Source organism: Stenotrophomonas sp. STEN033, from assembly GCF_056856655.1.
Genome location: NZ_JBXFWM010000023.1, coordinates 1 through 19,145, shown reverse-complemented (window position 1 = coordinate 19,145; position 19,145 = coordinate 1). Strand labels below are relative to the sequence as shown.

The following is a 19,145-nucleotide window of genomic DNA, read 5'->3' as shown; positions in this document are numbered from 1 at the left end:
CGTGGCGTCGCAGATCCTGCGACAGCCGCGCGTTAGCGTAGGCATATGCCTACCCCGATCAAGGGCCGCGGTGCCAGCACCTACCTGCCCGGCCGTTTTGAAACCCAGACCAGCGAAGCCGTCGACGACGGCTGGGCGGTTGATGAGAGCGAGGAATTCGCCGCCGCCCGGTTGCGCACCGATGTGCGCCCGGAAACCGCGCGCAGCATCATCAGCCGCAACAGCTCGCCGGACGTGGGCTTCAGCCAATCGGTCAATCCATATCGCGGTTGTGAGCATGGTTGCTCCTACTGCTTCGCCCGGCCCACGCATGCCTATCTGAACCTGTCGCCGGGGCTGGATTTCGAAACCAAGATCTTCGCCAAGACCAATGCGGCCGAAGTGTTGCGGCGCGAGTTGTCCAAGCCCGGCTACGTACCGCAGCCGATCGCGCTGGGCATCAACACCGACGCCTACCAACCGATCGAGCGCAAGCTGGGCATCACCCGCCAGCTGATCGAGGTGATGCAGGAAACCCGGCATCCGTTCTCGCTGATCACCAAGAACGCCCTGGTCGAACGCGACATGGACCTGCTGGCGCCATTGGCCGAGCAGCAACTGGTCAGCGTGCACTTCTCGGTGACCTCGCTGGACCCGCATCTGTCAGCCAAGCTCGAACCGCGCGCCTCGGCACCGCATGCACGGCTGCGTGCGATGCGCCGCTTGAGTGATGCCGGGATCCCGGTCGGCGTGATGGTGGCGCCGGTGATTCCGTGGATCAACGACGCTGAACTGGAATCGGTGCTGGAGGCCGCGCGCGATGCCGGTGCCAGCAGCGCGGGTTATGTACTGCTGCGGCTGCCGTATGAAGTGGCACCGCTGTTCCGCGATTGGCTGGATGCGCACTACCCACAGCGCGCGGAACACGTGATGAGCACCATCAACCAACTGCGCGGTGGCAAGGATTACGACAGCCAGTTCGGCAAGCGCATGCGCGGTGAGGGTGTGTATGCCGACCTGCTGGCAAACCGCTTCAAGCTGGCCAGCAAGCGCCTGGGCTTCAACGCATCGCGACAGCAATGGCCATGGCTGGACTGCAGCAAGTTCATTGCACCGCTGCCCCCGAAGAAACCGTCCCTGCAAGGCGAGTTGTTCTAAGCCCCGCCGGTAGTGCCGAGCCATGCTCGGCAGCAGGCAATGTCACTTGTGGGTGCGGCGTGAGCCGCGAAGCCGACAGCAATGAAGCTGCGAGCATCTTTTCCACCTCGGTTGGATCACCAGCTTCGCGGCTGACGCCGCTCCTACAAGGCATTCAGGGCATTGCCGGTAATGCCTCTGTCGGGTGTGGCGTTGTTCTACAGTTGGTGGGTTACGCTGCCTGTTGAATTCTGCAGTCGGAGCGATTCATGCGCAGGCAATACCACTTCCGTAAAAGCGAGGCAGGTTTATTGGCCTGGGACGTGCATCGTTTGATCGCACTGAGCCATGATCTTCCCGTTTCCTACATCGCACTATCAGCGGTCGCCGAGCTGGACGAAGCTTATTGGTGGGACGCCGATTCACGGCCCCCGACATGCAGGCAGGTAATCGAGCATATGCAGCTGGTTGAAGCAGCGGACCTGCAGTATCCGATCATCCTCTGCCCACAGGGACGGGTGATGGATGGCATGCATCGCGCGGCCAAGGCATTGCTGTTGGGGAAGAATGAGATCGCAGCAGTACGTTTGCGGGAGCTGCCTTCGCCGGATCATGTCGGCGTTGACGCGGACGATCTCTGCTACGACGAGATATGAGGCAAGCAGATCTATCAGTCCCCGCCGCCATCACCGCCACCTCCGTCGCAGGACACTGCATCACCGCAATCGCTTCCGCCGGCATGATGGCTGGGGATATCGCCAACCATCATGCCGGCGTCAGTTGCCTGGCTGCGTGCAGCGGCAGGCAGCAAGGATGTGGCGAATGCCAGGCAGAGCACCGCACCAATGACCGGTAACAGCCAGACCACAGCGAGTTGGAGCAGGCGTTGCGTACCGGTCTGACCGTCGATGCGGAAGACAAAGATGCTCGCTATCACATTGAGAAGAACTACCAGCAGCGCAAACAACGCAAGCCATTTCATTGGTGGGCACCTCTGTGATGACGCAAGGTTGCAGCAGTCTCTGTAGTGCCGAGCCATGCTCGGCAGATGCCTGACCGGTAGAGCCCCAGCGGAGCATGGCTCCGCTCTACCAAGGGCACATTGCTCAGGATGCAGGCCTCATCTGCACGACGCAGAGACTGCCCGGCCACCGGGCCAGGTGACCTCCGGATTTTTGTGTGTAGACCCCGGCTAGAAGTACATGGGCTTCCTTCTCGGCGAAGAAAGGTGCGACGCCATCGATCCAGATGCCTTTGGTGTAATCGCGCGCGTAGATATCCACGCCTGCATCTGAATACAGCGCGGAATATTCGAAACCATGCGAGTAGTAGCCCGCGACGGAGACAGCGCGCCCTTCGTACTGTTGGCCGTTTGCGAGAAGCTCGCTGAGGGAAACGGGCTGAGGAACACCGATGTGGCGCTCACAAAAGCTGTTGACCGCAGGTGGGGCGTGTTTCATCTCTGGAGGCGGTGGACAAGCGCAGGCCGACAACAACAGAGAACTCAGAGCGAGCGGGAGTAATCTCATGCAGCGCCGTGGCCTGTCGCCTCGCCATACAAGCGCTGGGCCGACTGGAACAAGATCCAACTCGTCGCAATGAACTTGTCCCCACCCTGCGGACGATTGCCGCGATGGGTGTGGGTGAAGGCGGTCGGCGCAATCAGCAGGCTGCCGGTGCGAGGCACCACCTTGCGCTGCTGGAACAGGAACTCGGTTTCGCCCTCTGCGAAGCCGTCATTGAGATAGAGCGTCCACAGTAGATGGCGGTGCAGGGTTTCGCCGCCGGGATCGCGCGGAAACAGCTCGCAGTGCCAATAGGGATAGCCGCCCTCGCCTGCTGTGTACCACTGCAGGTTGATCGCGCCAGGACGCAGGCAGGTACGCGCGAGTTCGGATAGCGCGGCGTCGTCCATGCCATGGAAATCATCTGCACTCAATCGTCGCGCTTGGCCGCCGGCATCGGCTACCTGCAGCATCAATGGCGAAATCAGCACCTGTGGATAACGCCGCAGGTAATGCAGCATGCCGCTGAACACTGCCTGCTGCAGGCGCTGCTCGACATCGCGCCAGCCCTCGTTGCCGCTGATGCGCAGGTCGTGGCTGCGCTTGAGTTCAGGGAACACGCCGCTGCCGACCTGGCCGGGCTTGAGCTGGGTGCTGTGGCGCAGGCGTTCGACGATGGCGGCGCAGTCGGCATTGCTCAGCGCGTTGTCGTAGACCTCGATGAAGTCGGGCACGCTCATTGCGCGGTCTCCACCAGCCGTGAGGAATGCGAGGCCAGCATCTGCCATTGGCCGTCGCGCAGCAGCCAGACGCGGGTGAAGCGGAACCTGCCTTCCCAGGGTTTGCCATCGCTGATGGCGGCTTGCACGCTGGTGCCGGTGATCACCGCTGTATCGCCATGCAGGCGGACCTGCACGTCTTCGTTGTCGATGCGGGTGTTGCGGCGCTGACGTGTAGTCAGCTCGTGCAGATAGTCGGCCTTGTGCTGCACGCGGCCGTCGGAATGGGTGAGCAGCCAGTCTTCAGCAAGCAGTGGTGCTAGCGCTTTGGCATCGCCTTGCAGGCGTAGTTGGTTCCACGCCGTATCGGCCTGTTCGAGTGTCGTCGGTGTTTGTGCCCAGGCCCAGGCGGGAAGCAGCAGCAACAGCAGGATCAATCTACGCATCGACGGTATCTCCGGAGAGCTGGCGTCGATGGTGGCGCGAACCGCCCCGCATGTGTAGTGCCGAGCCATGCTCGGCAGGGGCATTCCCGGCAAAGTCGGAAAGGCCTCAAAGGCCACCCCTCCCCAGCCCTCCCCTCGCCTGCGGCAAAGGGAGGGGGCAAAGGAGTAGTGCCGAGCCATGCTCGGCAGCGGGCTTTCCCGGCAAAGTCGGAAAGGCCTTAAAAGCCAACCCCTCCCCAGCCCTCCCCTTGGCCTTCGGCCAAAGGGAGGGGGCAGAAGCGGATTCGCGGCTCAGCCCTGCAGGTCGTGCTCGCGGTGGTAGCGGGTGGCTTCGGCGACTTCGTTCTTCGAGCCCAGGAACACCGGCACGCGCTGGTGCAGCTGGGTCGGGGCGATGTCGAGGATGCGCTCGCGGCCGTTGGTGGCGGCACCGCCGGCCTGCTCCACCAGCAGCGACATCGGGTTGGCTTCGTACATCAGGCGCAGCTTGCCGGCCTTGGACGGATCCTTCTTGTCCCACGGGTAGATGAAGATGCCGCCGCGGGTCAGGATGCGGTGCACGTCGGCCACCATCGAGGCGATCCAGCGCATGTTGAAGTCCTTGCCGCGCACGCCGTCCTTGCCGGCCAGCAGATCGGCCACGTAGCCCTGCATCGGCGCTTCCCAGTGGCGCTGGTTGGACATGTTGATGGCGAACTCTCTGGTGTCCGCCGGCACCTGCATGCCGCGCTGGGTCAGCACGAATTCGCCGGTCTCGCGGTCCAGGGTGAAGGCGTGGGTGCCATGGCCCACAGTCAGGACCAGCATGGTGCTGGGCCCGTAGATGCAGTAACCGGCCGCCACCTGCTGGGTGCCCGGCTGCAGGAAGTGCTCGTCGCCCGGCTTATCCACACCCTTGGGCGAGCGCAGTACCGAGAAGATGGTGCCGACCGAGACGTTCACATCGATGTTGGAGCTGCCATCCAGCGGATCGAACAGCAGCAGGAAGTCGCCCAGCGGGTATTCCGACGGCACCGGCTGGCTGTGGTCCATTTCCTCGGAAGCGCAGGCGGCCAGGTGGCCACCCCAGGCATTGGCCTCGAGCAGGATCTCGTTGGAGATCACGTCCAGCTTCTTCTGCGCCTCACCCTGCACGTTGCCGGTGCCGGCATCGCCCAGCACGCCGCCCAGGGCGCCCTTGCTGACGGCGATCGAGATGCTGGTGCAGGCGCGGGCGACCACGGCCACCAGCTGACGCAGGTCGGCATTGATGCGCTTGGCATGCTGTTCTTCGATCAGGAAGCGGGTCAGCGACGTACGGGACATGGACAGGAGCTACCTTCAGACGAAAGGGGCGCTATTGTCGCGGGTTGTCCGCTTTTTTACGAGTCGATGGCCGGGACTTGTCCTGTTCTGGACAGGACGGGTCATCCCGTTGCGCGCTGCCCGGCTTGTCGCTGTTGAAGGGATGTTTCGGCAAAATGGTCGATCAAGCAACGTCTCAGGGAAGAAGGTGTAAATGAAGGGAATCCTCCAATACGGGAGCCGAACCGCGGCCAGGCTGATTGTTGGCCTCACGCTGGGCCTGTGTACCGGCGTGGTGATGGCTACCCCCTCCCTGTTTGAAGGGCTGCAATGGGGAGCGACCCAGAGCCAGATCCGCGAGGTATTTGGCGATCAGCTGAAGCTGCTCCCCTGCAGCGACGCGCAACGCCAGGCGGAGGCGGACGGCGGCGCGCGGCGGGCGTGTGACAGCCCCTATGTCGAGGATTACACGATCGACGGCATCACTTTCCTGGTGGTCTTCAACATGGCGGGCGAAGGGCAGACGCTGAACACCATCTACCTGGACCGCGGGGCCACCGTGACCAATGCGCAGATCCGCAAGGGAGAGGGTGCCGAGTTCCGATACAACCGGGTGAAGCGGGTGCTGGCCCAGCGGCACGGTGAGCCAGGCGAAGTAAACGAGACCAGCCGGCGGCCGAAAGATCAGCCGGTGGTTCTGCACACCAAATGGATCATCGATGACACGGTGATCAGCATGACCAACACCATCATTCCCGACCCCCGCGGCCAGATGTACTACCTGGGCCTGGTCTACAAGCCCTTGGCCGAGGCCATGAAGCCGCTGGAGCAGAGCCCGGCGCGGTAGATCGGGTGCTGCAGGACAGCACTAGAGCGTTTCGGAACGTCTGTGGACAAAAGTGGACAGCGGCGCGGGGTCGGCGCTTCATGCAGGCATCCGCGCAGCGGAGAACCAAGCTGCAACGGGCATCGGCGAGGTTATCCACAAGTGTTTGGGGATAACGTCTTTTGGGTATGAAATGTGGATAAGTCCGGGGGCATTGGCTTTATCCACAGGCTCAGTACCATGCGGGGCCCTGCTGGAGAACGCGATGGATTGGAACCAGGCCACACACGGTTTGCTGACTGCCCTGGGCATCGGCCTGCTGATCGGCGCGGTGCGCGAACGCCAGCACGGCGGGCGGAAAAGCCTGCAGGCCGGGCTGCGCACGCATGCGCTGGCGGCCTTGCTGGGCGCGGCCGGGCTGCTGCTGGGCCAGGCGGTCTTCGTGGTCGCCCTGCTGGCGGTAGCCGCGCTTGCCTGGACCAGCTACCGCGTCACCTCACGTGAAGACCCGGGGCTGACCGGCGAGATCGCCCTGTTGATAACGGTGCTGCTGGGCGGCCTGGGCATGCAGCAGCCGGCGCTCGCGGCTGCGCTGGGCGTGGTGGTGGCGATCCTGCTGTGGGCCAAGGCGCCACTGGCTCGACTCAGCCGCGATCTGATCAGCGACCAGGAGATGCGTGACGCCCTGCTGCTGGCCGCCTGTGCGCTGGTGGTACTGCCGATGCTGCCCGATACCGCAGTTGATCCCTGGGGCGTGCTGGTGCCATCCAAACTGTGGCAGATCGTGGTGCTGGTGATGGCGGTGGGCATGCTCGGCCATGTGGCGCTGCGGGCGGTGGGCGCGCGCTGGGGTCTGCCGGTAGCCGGGTTCTTTTCCGGCTTCGCATCCTCGACCGCGGCAGTGGCCGGGTTCGGCCGCAGCAGCCGCGATGCCGCGGCGTTGGTGATGCCGTCGGTATCCGCTGCTTTGTTGGCCAATCTTGCATCTTTGCTGCTGTTTGTCGCCGTTATCGGCACCAGTTCGGCGACGTTGCTGAAGGCCGCCGCTTGGCCGCTGGCGGCGGCGGCACTGGTGCTGCTGTTGTGCTCGGCGCTGGGGCTGCGCCATGTGGCTGATGAAGCGGTGCCGCAGGGACCAGCGAGCAAGGCCTTCCAGCTGAAGCATGCGCTGGCGATTGCGGCGGTGATTGCGGTGGTCCTGTTGCTGTCCGAAGGCTTGCGGCAGCTGTTCGGCCAGGCCGGGGCATTGGCCGGGGCGACGATTGCGGCTTTGGGTGAGCTGCATGCAGCGGCAGCGAGCATCGCCGGGCTGACCGCGTCTGGCGGGCTGGAACTGGCGCAGGCGCGCTGGGGCGTGGTGGCCTTGCTGGCCTCGGCATCGCTGGCCAAGTCGGTGCTGGCCTTTGCCAGTGGTGGCCCGCGCTATGGGGCCGGGGTGGCGATCGGCCTGGGGATGATGGTGGCTGCGGCGGCGGTGGTTACCGGGTTGTTGGCGGGCTGATCGGGATATCCACAGGAGGTTGTGGATAAGACTGGGGGTAGTGGCAACGGCAACGGCAAGAGCCGGAGCAAGGGCACCCCTCCCCAACCCTCCCCTGCGCTTCGCGCAAGGGAGGGGGTAAAAGCTGCAGTTCGCGAAATGGTGAGGGCCGCAGCTATTGCCCCCTCCCTTTGCCGCAGGCAAGGGGGTGAAGAAGGCCCGCTAGCGCGCCGTTGGCGCGCGGCCTGATGAACGACCGAAGGCTGCGCCTTCGGGCCGGACGGGTTGGGGAGGGGTGCTTTAAAGCTCCAAAGCCCTTTCTCCACAGCCTTATCCACAACCTGCAAACCACAAAAAAGCCCGGGTTTCCCCAGGCTTTTCAGTACATCAGCAGCAACGCTGCATCAGCCGCGGCTGACGTCGTAAACCGCCTTGGCCACGTAATCCAGGTTGTTCTGGCTCAGTGCGGCCACGCAGATGCGGCCGGTGCCGACAGCGTAGATGCCGTAGTCGTCACGCAGCTTGTCTACCTGTGCCTTGCTCAGGCCCGAGTAGGAGAACATGCCGGCCTGCTGCTGGATGAAGCCGAACTCCGGCGCGCCCAGGGCGGCCAGCTTCTGCACCATGCCGGCACGCAGGGCGTGGATGCGCTCACGCATTTCGGTCAGCTCGGCTTCCCACACGCCACGCAGCTCGCCACTGTTCAGCACGCCGGCGACAAGCGCGGCGCCGTGGGTGGACGGGCTGGAGTAGATGGTGCGGATGATGCGCTTGACCTGCGACTGCACGGCCTTGGTCGAGGTCGCGTCCGGACCCACCACCGACAACGCACCGACGCGCTCGCCGTACAGCGAGAACGACTTGGAGTACGAGTTGGCGACGATGAAGCTGTCGATGCCGGCCTCGGCGACGATGCGCACGGCCTGGCCGTCCTGCGCGATGCCCTTGTCGAAGCCCTGGTAGGCCATGTCGATGAAGGGGAACAGCTGGCGGTCCTTCATCAGCGCGGCAACCTGCTTCCACTGCTCGGTGCTCAGGTCGGCGCCGGTCGGGTTGTGGCAGCAGGCGTGCAGCAGCACCACGGTGCCCGGCTGCAGCTTCTGCAGGTCGGCCAGCATGCCGGCGAAGTCCAGGCCATGGGCGGCGTTGTCGTAATAGGTGTAGTCGACCACGTCGAAACCGGCGGCACCGAACACTGCGCGGTGGTTTTCCCAGCTCGGGTTGCTGATGGCGATGGTGGCGTGCGGCAGCAGGCGCTTCAGCAGGTCGGCGCCGACGCGCAGCGCACCGCTGCCACCAACGGTCTGCGAGGTCGCGACGCGGCCAGCAGCCAGCAGGTCCGAACCCTCGCCGAACACCAGCTTCTGGGTGGCCTGGGTGTAGGCCGGCAGGCCATCGATGGGCAGGTAGCCGCGCGGTTTGGCCTCGGCGGCCAGCGTCTGCTCAATCTGCTTGACGGCGCGCAGCAGCGGAATGCGGCCGTTCTCGTCGTAGTAGATGCCCACGCCAAGGTTGACCTTGGTGGTGCGGCTGTCAGCGTTGTAAGCCTCGGTCAGACCCAGAATCGGGTCACCAGGTACCTGTTCCACGTTTGCAAAGAAGGACACGGCGATACTCGTATCAGTGGCGGGGAGTGGGGGTGCTCGGCGCGGGATGCTGCAACGACGCGCTCAGAACCGCGTCATCCTAACAGGGCTGGAGCCCGCTGGCCGTAGGGTTTCAGCTGGAACTTCAGCGCGCGGGGCGATGACGCTGCCTGCGTGGATCGGAGATGATGGCCGGATGCGTACTTGTAATCGTTTTTTTGCGTTTTCGGGGCTGATGCTGGCATTGCCGGCGCTGGCCGACGAGTTGCCCACCGCAACCCTGGATCGGGTGCAGGTCCAGGCGGCCAAGGTCCACGCGGTGGATGATTTCGACCTGCCCGCGTCCAGCACCACGCTGGCGCTGGACGCCGACGGCAATGGCCGTGGCGCGCAGGTATCCGAAGTGCTGGGAGCGGTGCCCGGCTTACTGGCACGTGACCGTCAGAATTACGCACAGGACACCCAGCTGTCGCTGCGCGGCTTTGGCGCGCGCTCCACCTTCGGTGTGCGCGGGGTGCGGCTGCTGCTCGACGGGGTGCCGGCGACCATGCCCGATGGCCAGGGCCAGCTCTCCCACTTCAACGTGTTCGGCGCCGACCGGGTGGAGGTGCTGCGCGGGCCGTTCTCGGCGCTGTACGGCAATTCCTCCGGCGGCGTGCTGCAGCTGTGGAGCGCGGACGGGCAGGACGGCGATCCGTGGCGGTTGCGCAGCAGCCTTGGCAGCAACAACACCTCCAGCACCGGCGTGCAGCTCAAGGGCCTGGCCGGAGTTATGCACTACAACGTGGCGGCCAACCATTTCCGTACCGATGGTTGGCGCGCGCACAGTGCGGCCCGCCGCGAATCGGTGAATGCGCGGCTGGGCGTTGATCTGGCGGCGGGCCAGCGGCTGGAGCTGCTGTTCAACGGCTTCGATGCACCGCACGCGCAGGACCCGCTGGGGCTGAGTCGCGAGCAGGTGCGCGAGAACCCACGCCAGGCCACCGCCGTGGCCACGCAGTACAACACCCGCAAGTCGGTGCGGCAGACACAGTTGGGGGCTGTCTACAGCGTCGAGCGTGATCAACAGACCTGGCGGCTGATGGGCTATGCGGGGCAGCGTGCGGTGGAGCAGTTCCTGGCGATTCCGCCGGGGCCGCAGAACAGCCCGCTGCATTCCGGCGGGGTCATTGATCTGGACAGCGATTACGGCGGCGTGGACGCGCGCTGGGCCTGGCATGGGCAACTGGCGGGCCAGCCGCTGGAGCTGGTGATTGGGGCAAATGCCGACCGTCAGCAGCAGCACCGTACCGGCTACGAGAACTTCATCGGTGGCACCCTGGGCATCAAGGGCCGGCTGCGTCGCGACCAGAATGACCGGGTGCAGAACATCGACCAGTTCGCGCAGGCCTGGTGGCAGTTCAGTCCACGCTGGTCTGCATTGTTGGGGGCGCGCCACAGCGAGGTGCAGTTCCGTTCGCGCGACCGCTACATCACCGCCACCAATCCCGATGACAGCGGCCGTCGCGACTACTCGGCGACCACGCCGGTGGCGGGCCTGGTGTTCCGCGCCAGCGACGATCTGCGTCTGTATGCCTCGGCTGGGCGTGGCTTTGAAACGCCTACCTTCAACGAGCTGGGCTACCGCGCCGATGGCGGCGCAGGTCTGGCGCTGGACCTGGCGGCCGGCAGCACACGCAACTACGAGATCGGCAGCAAATGGCGCGCGCAGAGCGGCGCGCGGCTGGAACTGGCGCTGTTCCGTGCCGACAGCGATGACGAGTTGGCCGTGGCGACCAATAGCGGTGGCCGCAGCAGCTACCGCAACATCGGCGCGACCCGGCGGCAAGGTGTCGAGCTGAGCTGGCAGCAGCCGATTGCCCCCGACCAGCAGCTGCAGCTGGCTTACACCTGGCTGCAGGCCAGCGTGCGCGATGCCTACCTGACCTGCACCGGCCTGCCCCCGCCCTGCACCCAGCCCAGCAATGTGGTGACTGCCGGCACGCGTCTGCCAGGCGTGCCGCGTCAGCAGCTGTTCGCACGCTGGCAATGGCAGCCGGGTCCGTGGCAGTGGGCGACTGAAGTGGTGGCTGCCAGCGACATAGGCGCGAACGATCTTGGCAGCGCCAGCGCAGCCGGTTATGGCCTGCTGAATCTGGAGATGGCGCGGCAATGGACGACGGCTCGTGGGCCGCTGCGCGCCTTCGCGCGCGTGGACAACCTGCTCGACCAGCGCTACATCGGCTCGGTGATCGTCAACGACGGCAACCAGCGCTACTACGAGCCGGGCCCGGATCGTGCCTTTACCGTTGGCCTGCAGTGGCAATGGGCGCGGTGAGTGGCTGAGCGCGCGCACTTGGCCCCCTCCCTTTCGCGTAGCGAAGGGGAGGGCTGGGGAGGGGTGCCTTTGCCTTTGCTTTTGTCGTCGCACCTAGCCCAACAACCACCTGAACATCCCGCTCACCCCTCGCTAACGGCCACGGGCGTATCTGTGACCGCCCAACAGGGAGGGTTGTGCCATGTACCGCCCCGATCGAGTGGAGCATCCGCTAGCGCCTACGTTGTTTGGTGCTCATCCCAAGCTGATGCGGCGTGGCCGGCTCAGGCGCAGCCAACATGCGGCCGACGAGGTGGCGCAGGATTTCGTGCAGTACAGCCTGGACGACTATGCGCGGCGGCGACGCGGTGCGCGCGGTTGGCTTGACCTGCAACCGGCCTATGCATTTGCACTGGCCACACATGCGGCGGACTGGCCGCGTGGCAACAGCGATACCGACGGCGAGCTTGCCGAGCATTGGGAGCAGGCACGCGGCGGCTCACGGCTGCGCTGGGAGCAGGTGCGGGACCTGGTCGAAGACGCATGGCTGGCGCTGGACCGCATACCGGTAGCAGCGGTGCACGCACGCTAGGAAGAAGGTGGGGAGGCTTTTGTGGGAGCGGCGTCAGCCGCGAAGCTGGCAACGCTTGGCTACCGATGGGTATGCAATCTGAAAGTGCATGAGCTCTTGCGGCTTCGCCGCACCCTCTCCTGCCTTCGGCATCCTCTCCCGCAAGGGGAGAGGAGAAAAGCTACAGCCAAAGCCACAGCCACAGCCACAGCCACAGCCACAGCCACAGCCAAAGCCAAAGCCAAAGCCAAAGCCAAAGCCCTCAAAGCAACCCGACCAACACACCCCGGGGGAGGTGCGGATGTGCCGGCCGGCTGCGGTCAGACGTTGAAGTCCAACACCACGCGTCCTTCAATCGCACCTGCATGCATGCGCTTGAACACGTCGTTGATGTTCTCCAGCTTGTCAGTGCTCACCGTCGCTGCAACCTTGCCTTCGGCAGCGAACTGCAGCGATTCCTGCAGGTCCAGGCGGGTGCCGACGATGGAGCCGCGCACGGTGATGCCGTTGAGCACCATGCCGAAGATATCCAGCGGGAAGTCACCCGGCGGCAGGCCGTTGAGCGACACCGTGCCGCCACGCCGCACCATGCCCAGCGCCTGCTCGAAGGCCTTGGGCGATACCGCCGTCACCAGCGCGCCGTGTGCGCCGCCGATTTCCTTCTTCAGGAAGGCGGCCGGATCCGTGTTGCGGGCATTGACGGTGACGCTGGCACCCAGGCGCTTGGCCAGGGCCAGCTTGCTGTCGTCGATATCCACCGCGGCCACGTTCAAGCCCATCGCCTTGGCGTACTGCACCGCCATGTGGCCAAGGCCGCCGATACCGGAAATCGCCACCCAGTCGCCGGGCTTGGTGTCAGTGACCTTCAAACCCTTGTAGACGGTGACACCGGCACACAGGATCGGCGCGATCTCGACGAAGCCGACTTCCTTGGGCAGCAGGCCGACGTAGTTGGCATTGGCCAGCGCGTACTCGGCGAAACCACCGTTCACCGAGTAGCCGCTGTTCTGCTGCGCTTCGCACAGGGTTTCCCAGCCACCCAGACAGTGCTCGCAGTAGCCACAGGCCGAATACAGCCACGGGATGCCGACGCGGTCGCCTTCCTTGATGTGGGTGACGCCCGCACCGACCGCAACGACATGGCCGACGCCTTCATGACCGGGAATGAACGGGGGATTGGGCTTCACCGGCCAGTCGCCTTCGGCGGCGTGCAGGTCGGTGTGGCAGACGCCACAGGCTTCGATCTTGACTAGGATATCGCCAGCGGCCGGGCGCGGCACGGTGACCTCTTCGATCACCAGCGGCTTGCCGAATTCGCGGACTACTGCCGCCTTCATCGTCTTGTCCATCAATCGATCTCCTTTGTGGGGGGATAAGTCCAGCTTGGCGCCAAGCGTGGCCTGGCGCCTTGATCCAGATCACGCCCGTCTATTCAGCAAGGGGCGCATCCGGGCCTGGTTCAGAAAAAGCCCAATTTCTTCGGTGAGTAGCTGACCAGCAGGTTCTTGGTCTGCTGATAGTGGTCGAGCATCATCTTGTGGTTCTCGCGGCCGATGCCCGACTGCTTGTAGCCACCAAACGCGGCATGTGCCGGATAGGCGTGGTAGCAGTTGGTCCACACCCGCCCTGCCTGTATCGCACGGCCCATGCGGTACAGGCGTGAAGCATCGCGGCTCCACAGGCCGGCACCGAGGCCGTACAAGGTGTCGTTGGCGATCTCCAGCGCTTCCTCTTCGGTCTTGAAGGTGGTCACCGACACCACCGGCCCGAAGATCTCCTCCTGGAACACGCGCATCTTGTTGTGGCCCTTGAACACCGTCGGCTTCACATAGAAGCCGTCGGTCAGGTCGCCGCCAAGTTGGTTCTGCTCACCGCCGATCAGCACTTCGGCACCCTCGGCCTTGCCGATCTCGATGTAGGACAGGATCTTCTGCAGCTGCTCCTGCGAAGCCTGTGCGCCCACCATGGTGTTCGGGTCCAGCGGATTGCCCTGCTTGATCGCCGCCACCCGCGCCAAGGCGCGCTCGATGAACTTCTCGTAGATCGACTCCTGGATCAGCACCCGCGACGGACAGGTGCAGACCTCGCCCTGGTTGAAGGCGAACATCACGAAGCCTTCCACCGCCTTGTCGAGGAAATCATCGTCCTCGGCCATCACGTCGGCGAAGAAGATGTTCGGCGACTTGCCGCCCAGCTCCAGCGTTACCGGGATCAGGTTCTGGCTGGCGTACTGCATGATCAGCCGGCCGGTGCTGGTCTCGCCGGTGAAGGCGATCTTGGCGATACGCGGGCTGCTGGCCAGCGGCTTGCCGGCTTCCAGGCCGAAGCCGTTGACGATGTTGAGAACGCCCGGCGGCAGCAGGTCGCCGATCACTTCCATCAACACCAGGATCGAGGCCGGGGTCTGCTCGGCCGGCTTCAGCACCACGCAGTTGCCGGCGGCCAGTGCCGGTGCCAGTTTCCACGCTGCCATCAGCAGTGGGAAATTCCACGGGATGATCTGCCCGACCACGCCCAGCGGCTCGTGGAAGTGATAGGCGACGGTATCGTTGTCGATCTGCGACAGGCTGCCTTCCTGCGCGCGCAGCGCACCGGCGAAGTAGCGGAAGTGATCGGCCATCAACGGCACGTCGGCATTGAGGGTCTCGCGGATCGGCTTGCCGTTGTCCCAGGTCTCGGCATGGGCGATCAGCTCAAGGTTTTCCTCAATGCGGTCAGCAATGCGGTTGAGGATGTTGGCGCGCTCGGTGGTGGAGCGCTTGCCCCAGGCGTCCTTGGCGGCGTGGGCGGCATCCAGCGCCAGTTCCACGTCCTCGGCGTTGGAACGTGCCACCTGGGTGAACACCTTGCCGGTGACCGGCGTGATGTTGTCGAAATACTGGCCACTGCGCGGGGCCACCCATTCGCCGCCGATGTAGTTGCCGTAGCGGGCTTTGAACAGGGACTGCGGGTCGGTGGCATGCGGTTTGGCGGACAGGACTGCGTTCATCTGTGGAATCTCCGGTTCAGCGGTGTGTGGGCCGCGTGTGTGGCGGTGGCTACAACAGGCGCAAGAGCGATGCCAAGTTCTGCCTGTTGCGTTGCGGCACGATGAAACGCCATTGACTACGGAGGCTCGGCGGCAGATTTGCTGCACTGCGAAATCGCAGGTGATTGCAGCGCCCGCTCCGGTGTGGTGTTAATCGGAACAGTGGTTTGAACAGCTGTCGCAAAATGCGACACAGGAGCGCTCATGGCACTGGCACTGCAGCATCGCGTGGGCAACGCCCGCCGCTCGTTCTTCGAGCGCGGCACCACGCCCGTGGGCACCGTGCCCGACACCATCCTGCAGTCGTGGCGGCGCTGCCAGCGCAGCGGCCTGCTGGTGGATGCCGAACCTGCGCTGGAACCCCTGCCCGGCCACAACCTGCGTGAACTGCGTGAGCGCCATGAACGCTTGTGGCGGCTGGCGCGCGCTGAGCTCGACGGGCTGGCCGCACACACCGCCAGCACTGGCAGCATCGTGCTGCTGACCGACGAGAGCGGCTGGATCCTCAATGCCGAGGGCAGCGCCGGCTTCCTCGACAAGGCCGGGCGCGTGGCCTTGATGCCGGGCGTGTGCTGGAGTGAGTCAGCCGTCGGCACCAATGCCATCGGCACCGCGATCGTGGAAGGCCGCGCGGTGGAAGTGCGTGGCGGCGAGCATTACTTCGCACCCCACGGCATCCTCAGCTGCTCGGCCATGCCCATCCACGATCCGCATGGGCAATTGGCTGGCGTGCTCGACATCAGCGGTCCTGCCAGCGTGCAGCAGATGCATGCGATGGGCCTGGCGCGGTTGGCCGCCAATCGCATCGAGCACCGCTTCTTCGAGAATGGTCTTGGTGATTGCGAACTATTGCGCCTGCACCACGACCGCACCTTGCTGGGTACCGCAGGCGAAGCGGTGCTCGGCTTCCGCAATGGCCGACTGGTGGCCGCCAATGGCGTTGGCCTGCACCTGTTCGGGCTGGAACGTGGCGATATCGGCCGCGCATCGTATGAGGCCTTGTTCGAGATGCCTTTGTCGCGGATGCGCGATGAAGGCATGTTGCAGGATCGCAGCGGTCGCGTGCTGCATGGCCAGTTGGATGTACCAGCATCGGCAGCTCGCACGCGGACGGCCAGCGCCGCGTCACCGCTGGCACGGCCGACGCCATCCACGGTCGCCGCGCCCGCCGTGGTATTCGATGCAGGCCAGCGCGAACAACTGCTGCGCGCCGGTCGCGTGTTGGAAGCAGGCCTGCCGGTATTGCTGCAGGGCGAAACCGGCACCGGCAAGGAAGTGGCGGCGCGCGCGCTGCACGCGCAAGGCAGCCGTAGCGGCAAGCCCTTCGTCGCGGTGAACTGCGCGGCCCTGCCCGAAGGCCTGATCGAATCGGAGTTGTTTGGTTACGAGGAAGGTGCCTTCACCGGCGCGCGTCGACAAGGCAGCCAGGGCCTGCTGCGGCAGGCGCAGGGGGGCGTCTTGTTCCTCGATGAAATTGGCGACATGCCGCTGGCGCTGCAGCCGCGCCTGCTGCGCGTACTACAGGACCGCGAGCTGTCACCGTTGGGCGGCGGCAAGCCGGTCAAGCTGGATTTCATGCTGATCTGCGCCACCCATTGCGACCTGCAGCAGGCGATGGAAGAAGGCCGGTTCCGTTCGGATTTGTACTACCGCATCGCCGATCATGTGCTGCGCTTGTCGCCGCTGCGTGAGGCGCAGGATCGCGCGCAGCTGCTGCAGGCGATGTGGCAGCCCTTGGCCCAGGGGCGGGTGTTGAGCGTGGAGGCAGAGCATTCGCTGGTCGCGTACGACTGGCCGGGCAATCTGCGCCAGCTAGCGGCCTGCCTGCGCACCCTGGTGGCGTTGACCGAGCCGGGGACGGTGATTGATAGGGAATTGCTGCCGGAGTATCTGCATCAAGCTGCGCGACGCACTGCTGCTGTGCCGGTGGTGGATGGCAGCCTGCAGGAACTGGCCTTGGATGTGATGCGGCAGACCTTGGTGGCCTGCGATGGCAATGTGAGCCTGGCAGCGAAAAGGTTGGGGGTTAACCGCAGTACCTTGTATCGGCGCTTGAAGCTCTAAAGCTGAGCAACAGCAACAGCAACAGCAACAGCAACAGCACCCCTCCCCGGCCCTCCCCTTCGCTGCGCGAAAGGGAGGGGGAAGTTCCGGCGGCCTGCGGCATCCAGCGCAACTGCAGCTTCAGCCCCCTCCCTTTGCCGAAGGCAAGGGGAGGGTTGGGGAGGGGTCAGCTCTTGATCTTGATCTTGATCCAATCCTCAATTCTCAATCCCCGCATCAACCCGGCAACACCGCCACAGCCCGCGCCAGTTTCTCAATCCTCGCCCAATCGCGCGCCTGTAAAAGTTCGCGTGGTCAACCACGAGCCACCCACGCACAGCACATTTGGCAGACTGGAATCGCCCGGCTGACCTTCACTCGGCCGGCAACATGACCGTGCCGGAAAATGCCAATAGAGGCTTTCTTCCTGGCGTGCAGCGCTTATCAGGGCCGTGATTTGCCATCACTGCACTGCAGGTTTCCCTACAGAATTTTGAGATTGTTCCTGTTTTAGCTGCGCACCATGCTTGGGATGATCAAGGGCTGCAACGGACCTGGAACAGATTGGCCATCATCGATTGGAAATAGGCGCCATGGAGCGCGGTAACTAAGCGCGCCGCGTAGATGTGAGCAGACCATCCAGGCCCGCCGGAGCGTCCTCTTCGCATGAAGGCAAATAACTACCATGGATTTGGTAAAGAACGTATTGGCGTCCCTGGCCGGGCCCGCACAGACACAGCGCTTCCTGCAGCTGCATACCGCGCTTGGCAGCGAAGTATTGATCGCGGAAACTCTGGATGGCGTCGAGCAGATCGACGGCATCGGCTTTCAATGGACGATCACCGCGCTATCTGTTGATGCGGCTCTGCAGCTGCAACCATTGATCGGCAAACCGGCACTGCTTCAGCTTCAGCAGGCTGATGGAAGCCATCGCCCCCTGCACGGACGCATCAACGCCGCCGAACGGATTGGCAGTAATGGCGGCCTGGCCCGTTACCGCCTGCGGCTGCAGCCATGGCTGGCATTTCTGTCGCAGCGCGTGGACAGCTATGTATTCCACGACAAGACCGTGGTTGAGATCATCGAAGACATCTTCGCCGACTACGGAACATTGGCGCCGGAGTGGCGCTGGGTGCTGACCGATGCCAGTCAATATGCCAAGCGCAGCCTGACCACGCAGTATCAGGAGAGCGACCTTACGTTCGTGCAGCGCCTGCTGGCCGAAGAAGGCATCTTCTATTGGTTTGAGCATGAGGGCGATGTCGAGGCATCAGCATTCGGCAAACACGCCTTGGTGCTCGCCGACCACAGCCACGACGTCACCGACCTGGGCAGCGTACGTTTCCATCGCAGGGATGAGAGCGAGCGCAGCGACACCATCCAGCGTTGGCAGGAAGGCCGCAGGTGGTGCACCGCGAAAGTGGAACGCGCCACCTGGGACTATCGAAGCCTGGAGCGCCGCCAAGCCAGTGCGCAGGCGGAGCAGGCGGCGGATCTGGGCATTGTTGACCATGACACCAGTGGGCCTTATGGCTGGCAGGACAATGCCCGCGGCCAGCGCCGCGCACAGCAGCACCTTGATGCATTGCGGGTGCGTTCACACCTGATAGAAGGAATTGGCCAGTGGCGCGCCCTGGCGCCTGGCGCACGGCTGGCGCTGACGCAGCATCCGCAAGTGGCTGATGATGCGGCGTTCCTGTGCATCTCGGTGCGTCACCAGGCCCGAAATAATCTGGATGCCGACGTCTTCGATGCGCTGGAACATACGCTGGGCCCAATCAATCAGCGGGTGATGGCGCTACCCAGCGCATTGGTCGGCATCGCCCATGGCGCTGAACGCAATGACATCGACACGGGGTTCTACGACAACCAGTTCGCGGTGATTCCTGCCGAGGTCAACTATCGTCCGCAGACCGAGGATGGCCACGGCGTGCACCTGCACCCGCGTCCCAGCATTACCGGCACATTGAGCGCGATCGTGGTCAGCGATGGCGATCCCCTGCTTTCTGATCGCGATCATCGGGTCAAGGTGCAATTCCCGTGGCAGCGTGGCGGCAACGCCAGCAACGGCCTCGCCCACCCAGGCGGTGATGACAACGCGCCCGCCGACGGCAACGCCTGGACCTGGGTGCGCGTAATGACCCCCTGGGCCGGCGACAACTGGGGCGGGGTGGTGTTGCCTCGGCGCGGTCAGGAAGTGCTGGTTGCCTTCCTGGAGGGCGATATCGATCGCCCGGTTATCGTT

The 19,145-nt window shown here is 64.4% G+C and carries 16 protein-coding genes; 8 read left to right on the top strand and 8 right to left on the bottom strand.

Going from position 1 to position 19,145, the window contains the following annotated elements:
- The first annotated feature begins 45 nt into the window (after positions 1-45).
- Together AC1VXC_RS10010 and AC1VXC_RS10005 are read left to right on the top strand one after the other, a co-directional pair.
- The gene (locus AC1VXC_RS10010) at positions 46-1,137 is read left to right on the top strand and encodes a PA0069 family radical SAM protein (protein WP_481538429.1); all 1,092 of its coding nucleotides are present in this window, start codon (positions 46-48) and stop codon (positions 1,135-1,137) included.
- A gap of 248 nt (positions 1,138-1,385) precedes the next feature.
- Positions 1,386-1,772: a hypothetical protein gene (locus AC1VXC_RS10005; protein WP_481538428.1), complete on the top strand. Its 387-nt coding sequence runs from the start codon at positions 1,386-1,388 to the stop codon at positions 1,770-1,772.
- A gap of 14 nt (positions 1,773-1,786) precedes the next feature.
- On the opposite strand, the gene AC1VXC_RS10000 is transcribed toward AC1VXC_RS10005, so the two are convergent.
- From AC1VXC_RS10000 to AC1VXC_RS09980, 5 genes are all read right to left on the bottom strand, one after another.
- The gene (locus AC1VXC_RS10000) at positions 1,787-2,098 is read right to left on the bottom strand and encodes a hypothetical protein (protein WP_313173748.1); all 312 of its coding nucleotides are present in this window, start codon (positions 2,096-2,098) and stop codon (positions 1,787-1,789) included.
- A gap of 124 nt (positions 2,099-2,222) precedes the next feature.
- Positions 2,223-2,576: a hypothetical protein gene (locus tag AC1VXC_RS09995; protein ID WP_313495518.1), complete on the bottom strand. Its 354-nt coding sequence runs from the start codon at positions 2,574-2,576 to the stop codon at positions 2,223-2,225.
- Between the two features lie 65 nt (positions 2,577-2,641).
- Positions 2,642-3,409 carry a 2OG-Fe(II) oxygenase gene (locus tag AC1VXC_RS09990; RefSeq protein WP_481538427.1) on the bottom strand — a complete coding sequence of 256 codons (768 nt, stop codon included), beginning with the start codon at positions 3,407-3,409 and terminating at the stop codon, positions 2,642-2,644.
- A complete protein-coding gene (locus tag AC1VXC_RS09985; protein WP_481538426.1) occupies positions 3,358-3,786 on the bottom strand; it encodes a nuclear transport factor 2 family protein in 429 nt (142 codons plus the stop codon). The genes AC1VXC_RS09990 and AC1VXC_RS09985 overlap by 52 nt, the downstream gene beginning before the upstream one ends.
- A gap of 291 nt (positions 3,787-4,077) precedes the next feature.
- Positions 4,078-5,091, bottom strand: a complete 1,014-nt coding sequence (locus AC1VXC_RS09980) for a class 1 fructose-bisphosphatase (RefSeq protein WP_313172860.1) — start codon at positions 5,089-5,091, stop codon at positions 4,078-4,080.
- Positions 5,092-5,368: 277 nt separating this feature from the next.
- Between AC1VXC_RS09980 and AC1VXC_RS09975 the strand changes: the two genes are divergently transcribed.
- A complete protein-coding gene (locus tag AC1VXC_RS09975; protein WP_482995040.1) occupies positions 5,369-5,917 on the top strand; it encodes a hypothetical protein in 549 nt (182 codons plus the stop codon).
- 244 nt (positions 5,918-6,161) lie between these two features.
- Positions 6,162-7,397 (top strand): MgtC/SapB family protein, encoded by a 1,236-nt coding sequence (locus tag AC1VXC_RS09970; RefSeq protein ID WP_313172858.1) that lies wholly within the window; start codon positions 6,162-6,164, stop codon positions 7,395-7,397.
- Between the two features lie 383 nt (positions 7,398-7,780).
- On the opposite strand, the gene AC1VXC_RS09965 is transcribed toward AC1VXC_RS09970, so the two are convergent.
- A complete protein-coding gene (locus AC1VXC_RS09965) occupies positions 7,781-8,983 on the bottom strand; it encodes an amino acid aminotransferase (RefSeq protein ID WP_313172857.1) in 1,203 nt (400 codons plus the stop codon).
- 175 nt (positions 8,984-9,158) lie between these two features.
- Here AC1VXC_RS09965 and AC1VXC_RS09960 point away from each other — a divergent pair, with 175 nt between their 5' ends.
- Entirely contained in the window at positions 9,159-11,279 is a 2,121-nt protein-coding gene (locus AC1VXC_RS09960; RefSeq protein WP_481538425.1) for a TonB-dependent receptor family protein, read from the top strand.
- A gap of 247 nt (positions 11,280-11,526) precedes the next feature.
- On the top strand, positions 11,527-11,850 hold the full coding sequence (locus AC1VXC_RS09955) for a hypothetical protein (protein ID WP_313172864.1): 324 nt from the start codon (positions 11,527-11,529) through the stop codon (positions 11,848-11,850).
- Positions 11,851-12,149: 299 nt separating this feature from the next.
- On the opposite strand, the gene adhP is transcribed toward AC1VXC_RS09955, so the two are convergent.
- Entirely contained in the window at positions 12,150-13,178 is a 1,029-nt protein-coding gene (gene adhP / locus AC1VXC_RS09950) for an alcohol dehydrogenase AdhP (protein WP_481538424.1), read from the bottom strand.
- Between the two features lie 110 nt (positions 13,179-13,288).
- A complete protein-coding gene (gene adh, locus AC1VXC_RS09945) occupies positions 13,289-14,818 on the bottom strand; it encodes an aldehyde dehydrogenase (protein WP_313495130.1) in 1,530 nt (509 codons plus the stop codon).
- A gap of 243 nt (positions 14,819-15,061) precedes the next feature.
- On the opposite strand from adh, the gene AC1VXC_RS09940 reads away from it, so the two are divergent.
- Positions 15,062-16,921, top strand: coding sequence for a sigma-54-dependent Fis family transcriptional regulator (locus AC1VXC_RS09940; RefSeq protein WP_481538423.1), 1,860 nt, complete (start codon positions 15,062-15,064; stop codon positions 16,919-16,921).
- Positions 16,922-17,585: 664 nt separating this feature from the next.
- The coding region (locus tag AC1VXC_RS09935) for a type VI secretion system Vgr family protein (protein ID WP_481538422.1) at positions 17,586-19,145 on the top strand (1,560 nt) is incomplete at its 3' end.

Bases quoted from the DNA above. Each gene is read 5' to 3' on its own strand.
- AC1VXC_RS10005 (WP_481538428.1), top strand. From the start codon at position 1,386: ATGCGCAGGCAATACCACTTCCGTAAAAGCGAGGCAGGTTTATTGGCC.
- AC1VXC_RS09985 (WP_481538426.1), bottom strand. From the start codon at position 3,786: ATGCGTAGATTGATCCTGCTGTTGCTGCTGCTTCCCGCCTGGGCCTGG.
- AC1VXC_RS10010 (WP_481538429.1), top strand. From the start codon at position 46: ATGCCTACCCCGATCAAGGGCCGCGGTGCCAGCACCTACCTGCCCGGC.
- AC1VXC_RS09970 (WP_313172858.1), top strand. From the start codon at position 6,162: ATGGATTGGAACCAGGCCACACACGGTTTGCTGACTGCCCTGGGCATC.
- AC1VXC_RS10000 (WP_313173748.1), bottom strand. From the start codon at position 2,098: ATGAAATGGCTTGCGTTGTTTGCGCTGCTGGTAGTTCTTCTCAATGTG.
- AC1VXC_RS09960 (WP_481538425.1), top strand. From the start codon at position 9,159: ATGCGTACTTGTAATCGTTTTTTTGCGTTTTCGGGGCTGATGCTGGCA.
- adh (WP_313495130.1), bottom strand. From the start codon at position 14,818: ATGAACGCAGTCCTGTCCGCCAAACCGCATGCCACCGACCCGCAGTCC.
- AC1VXC_RS09980 (WP_313172860.1), bottom strand. From the start codon at position 5,091: ATGTCCCGTACGTCGCTGACCCGCTTCCTGATCGAAGAACAGCATGCC.
- AC1VXC_RS09995 (WP_313495518.1), bottom strand. From the start codon at position 2,576: ATGAAACACGCCCCACCTGCGGTCAACAGCTTTTGTGAGCGCCACATC.
- AC1VXC_RS09990 (WP_481538427.1), bottom strand. From the start codon at position 3,409: ATGGCAGATGCTGGCCTCGCATTCCTCACGGCTGGTGGAGACCGCGCA.
- AC1VXC_RS09975 (WP_482995040.1), top strand. From the start codon at position 5,369: ATGGCTACCCCCTCCCTGTTTGAAGGGCTGCAATGGGGAGCGACCCAG.
- AC1VXC_RS09955 (WP_313172864.1), top strand. From the start codon at position 11,527: ATGCGGCGTGGCCGGCTCAGGCGCAGCCAACATGCGGCCGACGAGGTG.
- AC1VXC_RS09940 (WP_481538423.1), top strand. From the start codon at position 15,062: ATGGCACTGGCACTGCAGCATCGCGTGGGCAACGCCCGCCGCTCGTTC.
- adhP (WP_481538424.1), bottom strand. From the start codon at position 13,178: ATGGACAAGACGATGAAGGCGGCAGTAGTCCGCGAATTCGGCAAGCCG.